Genomic DNA, 10,073 nt, shown 5'->3' with positions numbered 1-10,073 from the left:
CTTCTCGCGGTTCGAGAAACTCGACCTGATGTTCCTGGGTTTCATCAGCTTCGTGCTCGTCGCTGATGGTCTTCGTTTGTGTTAACAGGCCCTAGATGCCACCAAGCGCAAACGTCTGCGCCAAGCCTATGAGGAATGGCGCGAAGCGCTGGAGTTGGAAGACGCGCAGTTCGCCGAGTTGCACATAGCCTGGATCGACGAGGTGCTGTCGCGGGGCCTCGAACTCGATGAAGACGGCAAAGGCGACGTTCTCAAGCGCGCCGACTGGTGCGCCGCCAACCTTCAAGTCAGCTTGCCAGAACACGGTGTGACGCTGTCGCCGGATCTTGCGGTGATCGATGAGCAACGCGCCAACAAACCGCTGCTGCTGATCCAGACCTATGCGCAGGATGTCGATCTCGATGCCACTCTGAAGCAAGACGGCTGGGCCGCCACGCCCGCCGATCGCATGGTTGCTTTGTGCCGTTCATTGGGTTGTCGTCTCGGGCTTGTGACCAACGGCGAGCGCTGGATGCTGGTGGATGCCCCCGTGGGGGCCGTCAGCACCTTTGCCAGTTGGTATGCCCGCATCTGGAGCCAAGAGCCCATCACCCTGCAGGCCTTCGTCCACCTGCTCGGCATTCGTCGTTTCTTTGTCGATGAATCCGAACAACTGCCTGCACTGTTCGATCGCTCCCTGAAGTTCCAGGACGAAGTCACCGACGCCCTTGGCGAGCAGGTACGCCGCGCCGTCGAAGTCTTGATCCAGACGCTCGACAAAGCCGACCAGGATCGCAATCGAGAGCTCCTGCACGACGTCAAAGAACCCGAGCTGTATGAGGCCGCGCTCACGGTGATGATGCGCTTGGTGTTCCTGCTCTCCGCCGAGGAGCGTGGCCTGCTCCTGATGGGCGACGAACGCTACGAGGCCAACTACGCGCTCTCCACCTTGCGCATGCAGTTGCGCAAAGAGTCCGAAGAAATCCTGGAGCGCCGATGGGACGCTTGGTCGCGCCTGCTGGCGATCTTCCGCGCGGTGTTCGGCGGTATCGAGCACGAGAATCTGCGCCTCCCGGCACTGGGCGGCTCTCTATTCGATCCCGACCGTTTCCCCTTCCTCGAAGGTCGGGCCAAAGGCTCCAACTGGCGCACCGATGCCGCCAAGCCGCTGCCCATCGACAACCGCACCGTGCTGCTGTTGCTGGAGGCCATTCAGCAATTCCAGGGGCGCACGCTTTCATACCGCGCGCTGGATGTCGAACAGATTGGCTACGTGTATGAGGGTTTGCTCGAACGCACCGTCAAGCGTACCGATGAGGTAACGCTGGAGCTGGATGCCACCAAGAGCGCCAAGACGCCATGGGTCAAGCTGGCCGAGCTGGATTCGGCTCGCTTGGATGGTGCCGCGCGGTTGGCGGAGTTGCTGCAAGAACGCTCCGGCAGTTCCGCCAGCCGGGTGCGTAATGATCTGGCAAAGCCCGTCGACGACATCCTGGCCGACCGCCTGCTGACCGCTTGCCAGGGCGACACCAAACTCCGCGATCGCGTCAAACCCTATGCCCATCTGCTGCGCACCGACCCATGGGGCTATCCGCTGGTCTATCCAGCAGGAGCCTTCATCGTCACCACCGGTTCCGACCGGCGCGAAACCGGCACCCACTACACCCCCAAGTCCCTGACTGAAGCAATCGTCGCCGAGACCCTCACGCCGGTGGCCTATGTCGGCCCGGCAGAGGGCACGCCACGCGACCGATGGGCTCTGAAATCCCCCGCCGAACTGCTCGACCTCAAGATATGTGACCCGGCCATGGGCTCGGGTGCTTTCCTGGTGCAGGCCTGCCGCTGGCTGTCGGATCGTCTCGTCGAGGCGTGGTCACTGGTCGAGGCAACGGGCAAAACCGTGAGCGTGGACGGTGAGGTTCTGGATGCGGGAGCTGCCAAGGAACCTCTGCCCCGCGACAGCGAAGCGCGCACGGTGATCGCGCGCCGCCTCATCGCCGAGCGTTGTCTGTACGGCGTCGATTTAAACCCGCTGGCAGTCGAATTGGCCAAACTCTCAATCTGGCTGGTGACGCTGGCCAAAGGCCGCCCCTTTGGCTTCCTCGACCACAACCTGCGCTGTGGCGATAGCTTGTTGGGTATTCACCGGCTGGATCAGCTCACTGAACTCTCAATGACGCCCGGCGGCAAAGGTCAGCAACGCCTGTTCGGCCAGGACATTGAGCGAGCAGTGCGTGAGGCAATCGAGCTGCGGATACGCCTGCGCGCAATGCCCATCCGCGACATTCGCGATGTGGAAGCCATGGCACAACTGGACGCCGATGCGCGCCGCAGACTCGAAGTGCCGGAATGCATCGCAGATACATTTATCGGAGAGGTGTTTGCATCGGGCAGCAATGGCGCGGGACTGGAGAGCACGCTGGCGTCCCTGACAACCCAAGCCGGGCAGGCTATCAACGGCGGCCGAGACATGGTTGCCTCGATTCGCCGCAGGTCGGTCGCCGCGCTCTCGACCGACCTGCCTGCCGACAAACCTGCGCGTCAACCTTTCCATTGGCCTTTGGAGTTTCCAGAGGTGTTCGCGCACGAACGCGGCGGCTTTGATGGCATCGTCGGCAATCCGCCCTTTCTGGGCGGGAAACGCATCACCGGCGTCGCGGGCACCGCCTTCCGTGATTGGCTGGTCTCTCATATCGCCGAAGGACGGCGCGGTTCTGCCGACCTCGTTGCGTACTTTTTTCTGCGAGCGTGGAGCCTCATTCGCAATGAAGGAGGCTTCGGACTCCTCGCTGTTAACACCATTGCCGAAGGTGACACACGGCAGGTCGGCCTTGAGGTGATGGTGAGAGCAGGTGCTGTCATACATGCCGCATACCCGAACGAGCCGTGGCCCGGGAAAGCAGCGGTGGTCACTAGCCGCGTGCATCTACGAAAGGGGGCGTGGCATGGCGAGCTGTCTATTCTCGGTCGCTCAGTCACATTCATCTCTGCATATCTCTCAGACGGTGAAGAGTGGAGCCCGAAGCGGCTCAAAGCAAACGAGCGCATTGCATTCCAGGGCTCAGTCGTTGTCGGAATGGGATTCGTTCTCTCGCCCGAGCAAGCGCGCATGATGCTTGATGCTGACCACAAAAATTCGGAGGTGATCTTCCCATATCTGAATGGTGAAGATCTGAACTCAGACTCGGAACAGCGGCCAAGCCGATGGGTAATCAGCTTTTGGGACTGGACTGAAGAGAAGGCTCGAACTTACAAGCAGCCTTGGGAGTGGATAGAGGAGCATGTAAAACCAGAGCGTCAGCGGCGAGACGAAAATGGCAAGTTCGCTCTGAGAAAGCCGCTCCCCGAACGCTGGTGGCAGTATGGCGACAAGCGCCCCGGTCTGTACCACGCAATCGGACGAGGTCATCACTTCGAGCAGCATCCAGAAGGCTGGACACCATCCCAGAATAGGCAGGAGCGCGTACTGGCCTGCTCGTTGGTTTCAAAATATCTTGGTGTCGCATCCCTTCCGGCCGACTGGATCTTCGCGCATCGCCTAGCCGTCTTCGCGACTGAGTCGATGGCTGCATTTGCCCTGCTCTCGTCGTCCATCAACGATGTTTGGGCACGCAAAAACTCATCTTCGCTTGAGACTAGGCTCAACTATGCGCCCAGTGACGCATTTGAAACACTCCCTCTTTGTGATTTGACGGAGCAACAGCTTGAGGAGGTTGGTGCCCGATATGAGGCTCATAGACGGGATCTCTGCAAATCTTATGGCATCGGCCTGACCGACTTGTACAACCGATTCCACGATTCAACCGAACAAGATTCAGATATCACAACTTGTCGCGAGCTTCACGCCGAGACAGATCTCGCTGTAGCTCGTGCATATGGTTGGGCTGATCTCAACCTCGACCACGGCTTTCACGAAGTGCCGTATCTATCTGAGAACGACCGCATCCGATTCACCATCTCGGAGACTGCGCGTGCTGAGGTGCTGCGCCGCTTCGCGGAGTTGAACCGGCAGCGTTACGAAGAAGAGATCGCGGCAGGGTTACATAGTGACGCGACTTCTCGCAAAACCAAGAGCGCTCTCAAAGGGAAATCTGCGCCGAAGAAATCGACTGGATCAACGACCCAGGCGGGACTCGACTTCGGGGATTCGTCCAGCAAGGGTATCCGCCGCCTGCATATTGATCACACCGAGGAATAACATGGAACAAAATGAGCAGATGAATCTCATCGATGCGTTTAGTGCAGAACAAAAAGATGAGGCAGAGGCGCAGATTTCCCTTCGGCAAAAGGAAACTGACTTCGACATTCGAGAGTATCCCGTAGAAGTCATTGTCAAAAAATTTACCGACAAGATCGAAGGTGACAAGGCTGAGATATTTGTCCCTGATTACCAGCGTGAACTGGTGTGGAGTGAGGCTCAACAGTCTCGATTCATTGAGTCGATTTTGTTGAATCTGCCGATCCCTTATCTGTACGTGGCGGATATAACTTCCGGAGAGGATGCTGGCCGACTCGAGATCGTCGACGGCTCGCAAAGAATAAGGACCCTGGTGCGGTTCATGGGCAACGAGCTGAAGCTCGATCGGCTTGAAATACTGGACAAGCTGATCGGTTTTCGTTTCAAAGACCTTCCTCTGCCCAGGCAGCTTCGCTTCGGGCGCAAAACCCTTCGAATGATCGAACTCATCGAAGTTGACGAGGAAGCAAGGCGGCAACTTTTTGATCGACTGAACAGTGGCGGATCAAAACTGGAAGACATGGAAAAACGGATGGGGTCTCGCGACGGACAGTTCCTGACGTTTATCCGTGGCTTGTCCGATGTTCAGGAATTCAAAGACCTGTGCCCGATTAGCGACGCCCGCGTAAAACGCAGGGAATATCCAGAACTCGTGCTGCGATTTTTCGCCTACCGGGATCAATATGAGAATTTTGATCGCCGTGTAGATGAATTCCTGGACAACTACCTCGATGACAAGAATCACAACGGCTTTGATAGCGCCGCCTTCGAAAGCAGCTTCATGGGGATGCTTTCATTTGTTCGCCAGCATTTCCCATATCACTTCCGCAAGAATGCAAATAACTCATCAGTGCCTCGCATAAGGTTTGAGGCGATCGCCATTGGCGTTGCCCTTGCCATCGCTGAAAACCCGAACATTCAGCCCGGCAACATGGATTGGCTCGAAAGCGAAATGTTCCGCCACTTGACCCGATCCGATGCAAGCAATTCGCGCCCTCGGGTAATCAATCGAATTAATTTCGTCAGGGATAGCTTGCTTGGACGAGATATCGAATGGGCCAATGGGGTCGAGCCAACGGTATGACCACATCAATCCCAGCAATGGTTGGCGCAGAGGAGACATATAACTCTCGCTGCCGTGAGATAGAGCGCTTCTTTGAAATGCTGCAGTTCATGAGAGACAACAGGGATTCAAGGTTGTGTGGCGGCGAGCCATCGAATGCGGCGAGCTCGAACACTTATGTTGTCGGCAGAGACCTCGAGAAGACGCTGCGAGCTTCCGCCTATTTGATGCTGTACAACTTGGTGGAAGCAACGGTGACAAATGCGATAGATGCCATACATCAACACATCGCGGATGAGCAAGTCGGCTTTGATGAGCTCAAAGAGGATGTAAGAAGAATTGCCATCAAGGGTCTTCGCAAAGCGGTGTCATCAGATACGCCATCTGAATTGCTCGATGCTGCCATCCCGATATCCAGCGCGCTGATCTGGCTCGGCTTTGATAAAAAAGACCTGTTTTCCGGCAATCTGGATGGTCGCCTGATCAAAGACAAGGCGAAAGAATACGGATTTCAGCTTGCCGATCATGACAAGGCAGCTTCGCGCGATGGCGTCAGGCTCCTCAACGTCAAGACAAAACGAAATGAATTGGCCCACGGCGGCATTTCATTTGAGGATTGCGGTCAAGACACCTCCGTAGATGAGCTTGTTGCGATTTTTGATGAAATAAAAATATTCATCAAAGCCGTACTGGATGGCGTCTCAGACTATTTGTCGACCAGAAGTTATTTGCATGCCGTAAATGCGAATACTGCCACGGCATAAAAAACAGACTTTTGGGTGGAGTGATGATGGACTTGATACAGAACAGAAATCCGAACGCATGGATCGCAATCGATCATGGCCTCGCTGCCGATCTCACGCTTGCACCCTATACGTTGCGACTGAGAGGTGAGCGTTCGCTGTATCAAGCCATCGCCGATGACGATTGGGTGTTGATCCTGAACACCGCTGGCCACATCACGCGGGTCGGGCGGGTGCTACGGGTTCGTTCTGATCTGGAGACCAGCACGATCTACTTCGACCGCATGCTGTTGGTCGATCCGGCTGTTCCGATTGGCCTTACGTCGCTCACCCCGCCTTCGTCCGGCAGCGTTGGCCGAATTCAATGGACGGACTTTTTGGAGTCACTCCCCAAGGCGTTGCACAAGACCATCGCCGAAGTGCCGACCATCGAGGATCAGGCCTATATCCGCGAACTGCTGCAACTGGCCGTGATGGACGACTTGCTCGGGCCCGCTGGCGGCCCCCGTGAGCGTATCGTCGACATGGGTGTGCGGGATCGCTACCTGGTTGGCAAACTGGCCCCGCGTGAGGCCGCACAGGGCGGCATTGAGGGGCTGGACGGGCCACTGGCCAATGACGACGCAGAAGAGCCCACTGAGGCCAAGGCTCCGGGACGGCACGAGCCGGGTGCAGAGTTTGGCACTGCCACCGGGCGTGTGGAGCCGGAATCGGATTCGGCTGACGAGATAGATGCCGCCAGCAACCAGTCTCTGGTGCCCAGCAGCCTCGGCATGACCTTCTGCGTGGATGGTGACGCCGACCGGATCGAGATCGAAGCGCGCTGGGGCCGGTATGAGCGCAGCGACGAGCACGAGACATTCCGCACCCGCAAGAACAAGGAAACCGGTGCCGAGGTGCAGACCAAGGCCAAAGTCTGGCAACGCATTCCCTGTGGCGGCAAGATCGTGTTGCCACTGACCGAAGGCGTGATTCCACATCAGGCACCCGACAGCGAGTTTCCCGAAGTGCGCGTGCAGGGCTCCATCCGGGCCAAGAATGCCAATGGCGATCGGCTGGTCACGTTGTTTCTGGTGAATGCACAGGAAGAACCGGACACCAACCGCGATACGGCATGGGTGTTCCAGCCCGAGCTGATCGTTCGTTCGGAGAAGGATGCCGCCAAACGCGCCATCTTCCGCCGCAGGCCGGTGCTGGACGCAGACGGCATGGACCCGGAGCGTGAAGCGCTGGAGATGATCTACCGCAACCGAGTCGAATTCGCTGTGGGTCATGGCGTTGCCGTCCATGCCGAAACCGCAGACGACGTGACGCTGGCCACCGAAGTGCGCACCACGGTGATGCCGCAGTACGAGGTGCAGGTGACGGAGACGCCCGGCCTTGATCCATCCGATCGCCCGGCGATGCGCCAAATGGTCAGCAGCGGACTGCTGGATATGCAGCGACTGGCGACCTTGGACATCGACCCGCTGGTCGATGCCTTGGGCATGCTGACCAAGGACTATGCCGCGTGGATCGATGAACAACGCGCCCGTGTCGGTGCAGAGGTGACCGGCTACGACACCCAGTCACAACAAGCGATGGATCGTTGCCAAGAGATCCACACACGCCTGCAGCAGGGTATCGACACGCTGAAAGCCGATGAAAAAGCGCTGGCGGCCTTTCGCTTTGCCAACCGGGCGATGGCCACGCAACGCGTGCGCAGCCAATACGCGCTGGCCATGCGCCGGGGCGAGGACGTCACCCTCGACAAGTTCGATGTGCTGAAGAACCGTAGCTGGCGTCCTTTCCAGTTGGCGTTTCTGCTGCTCTCGATCCCGTCGCTGGCAGACCCGAGTCATCCGGATCGCGTCCAGCCCGTCGAGGCCTATGCCGATCTCTTGTGGTTCCCCACCGGCGGCGGCAAGACTGAGGCCTATTTGGGCGTGGCGGCCTTCACCATGGCCATTCGACGCATGCAGGGCAATCTTGGCGGCTACGACAGCTCACGCGGCTTGGCCGTGATCATGCGTTACACGCTGCGCCTGCTGACGCTCCAGCAGTTCCAGCGCGCCACGGCATTGATTTGCGCGATGGAGGTGTTGCGACGCGAGGCACTGGATAAAGGCGACAAATCCCTCGGCACGGAACCCTTCACCATCGGCCTGTGGGTTGGCAACAAGGTGACGCCGGGGACGACCGAGGACAGCCACCGTGCCATCGAGGATGTACGCAACCCCGGCAAATACAACGCCGGAGCGGCATCACCCGCGCAGCTCTCCAGTTGCCCGTGGTGTGGCTCGGAAGTGGCTCCCGGGCGCGACGTGGAGGTCGACAAGGGCTCTGGCCGTACTTTCGTCTACTGCGGCGACAAGAAAGGCCGCTGCGACTTCTCCAAGGGAAAGTCCAGCAAGCAGCCGCATCCAGGGATTCCGGTGCTGGTGGTCGACGAAGAGATCTACCACCGCCCACCGACGATGATGATCGCCACCGTGGATAAGTTCGCCATGATGGCGTGGCGTGGTCAGGTGCGCACACTGTTTGGTCGCGTGGGCCAGGAATGCGAGCGCCACGGCCTGCTTTGGCAAGGTGCCGATTGCAATGGCAATCACCAAGCGGGCAAGGGCTTTCCTTCCTCGAAGGTGAAGGCCATCAACCCGATTCGCCCGCCCGACTTGATCATTCAGGATGAATTCCACCTGATCAGTGGGCCGCTGGGCACCATGGTGGGTTTGTATGAGACCGCCGTGGATGAGCTGTGCGGCTGGACGCTCGATGGCAAGACGGTCAAGCCGAAGATCATCGCCTCCACGGCGACGGTGCGCAAAGCCAAGGAGCAAGTGAACAACGTCTTCATGCGTCGCGTTTCGGTGTTTCCACCGCACGGTCTGGACGTGGAAGACAACTTCTTCTCGGTGCAACGCCCGATCGAAGAACGGCCGGGACGGCGTTACCTCGGCGTGTGCTCGCCCGGTAGTTCGCGCCCCGCGATGCTGATCCGCGTCTACACCGCATTCCTGACGGCAGCACAGGAGCTGTTTGATCACTTCGGCGAGCCTGCCGACCCGTACATGACCATGGTCGGTTACTTCAACTCCCTGCGTGAGCTGGGCGGGATGAAGCGACTGGCAGAGGATGATGTGCAGACACGTTCCTATCGCGTGCAGATGAGCATGGTGGAGCGGCCCGCACTGGCACAACGCAGCATCAGCAACATTCGCGAGCTGACGTCGCGGGTGTCGAGTCAGGATATTCCCAAGTACCTCGACAACCTGGAGGTCAAGTTCAAGTCCGAGTTCGACACGTCAACCGGCAAGTACGTGACCCGCTGGCAGGAAGGCGACACGCGCGCCATCGATGTGGTGCTGGCGACCAACATGCTGTCGGTGGGTGTCGACGTGAATCGACTCGGCCTGATGGCTGTGAACGGGCAGCCCAAGGGAACCGCCGAATACATTCAGGCCACCAGTCGTGTCGGGCGTTCCTTCCCGGGCTTGGTCTGCACGGTGCTGACGTGGGCCAGACCGCGCGACCTGTCGCATTACGAAACCTTCGAGCACTACCACGCCACGTTCTACAAACACGTCGAGGCACAATCGGTGACGCCATTCTCGCCACGCGCGATGGATCGTGGTCTGACGGGCTCGTTGTTGAGTTTGATGCGTCTGGAGAACGACGAGTTCAGCCCGAACGAAGGCGCTGGCCAACTTAGCATGTCCAATCAGGCCGAGATCATTGATGCCATCAAGGTGTTGGCGACTCGCGCAGGCAATGTCGCTGAAGACAACTCGCGTAAGCAGTTGGCTGAGACCGAGCTGAAAGAGCGCGCCGACGAATGGGCGAAAGAAGTCAGCAAGGGCGGACGGATCTTGGCGTATGAAAAGCGCGGCCCCGAGAAAGACAAGACCGTGGCATTGATCAAGTCGCCAGGACTTCAAGCCTGGGACAACTGGACCGTGCCGATGTCGATGCGAGAGGTCGAGCCCGGCGTGCGTCTGATCATGAACACGAGCCATATCACGGACGATCACGATTGGAAGCCTCGTCCCGCAACGAAGGATGAGGATTGAAC

Annotated in this window: 4 protein-coding genes; all 4 read left to right on the top strand. The window is 58.6% G+C overall.

Annotated elements, in window-relative coordinates; all coding sequences use genetic code 11:
• Positions 1-115 precede the first annotated feature (115 nt).
• The 4 genes from J2X09_RS04350 to drmA are packed head-to-tail and all read left to right on the top strand — an operon-like array spanning position 116 to position 10,071.
• Positions 116-4,177 carry an Eco57I restriction-modification methylase domain-containing protein gene (locus tag J2X09_RS04350; RefSeq protein ID WP_310307544.1) on the top strand — a complete coding sequence of 1,354 codons (4,062 nt, stop codon included), beginning with the start codon at positions 116-118 and terminating at the stop codon, positions 4,175-4,177.
• Between the two features lie 19 nt (positions 4,178-4,196).
• The gene (locus J2X09_RS04345) at positions 4,197-5,300 is read left to right on the top strand and encodes a GmrSD restriction endonuclease domain-containing protein (RefSeq protein WP_310307515.1); all 1,104 of its coding nucleotides are present in this window, start codon (positions 4,197-4,199) and stop codon (positions 5,298-5,300) included.
• Complete coding sequence (locus J2X09_RS04340) at positions 5,297-6,043, top strand: MAE_28990/MAE_18760 family HEPN-like nuclease (RefSeq protein WP_204731899.1); 747 nt, start codon at positions 5,297-5,299, stop codon at positions 6,041-6,043. The genes J2X09_RS04345 and J2X09_RS04340 overlap by 4 nt, the downstream gene beginning before the upstream one ends.
• 26 nt (positions 6,044-6,069) lie before the next feature.
• Positions 6,070-10,071 (top strand): DISARM system helicase DrmA, encoded by a 4,002-nt coding sequence (gene drmA, locus J2X09_RS04335; protein ID WP_204731898.1) that lies wholly within the window; start codon positions 6,070-6,072, stop codon positions 10,069-10,071.
• Positions 10,072-10,073: the final 2 nt, after the last annotated feature.

Source organism: Hydrogenophaga laconesensis, from assembly GCF_031457235.1.
In the GTDB taxonomy this organism is placed as follows: Bacteria; Pseudomonadota; Gammaproteobacteria; order Burkholderiales; family Burkholderiaceae_C; genus Hydrogenophaga; species Hydrogenophaga laconesensis.
This window is presented reverse-complemented; position numbering and strand designations above follow the sequence as displayed.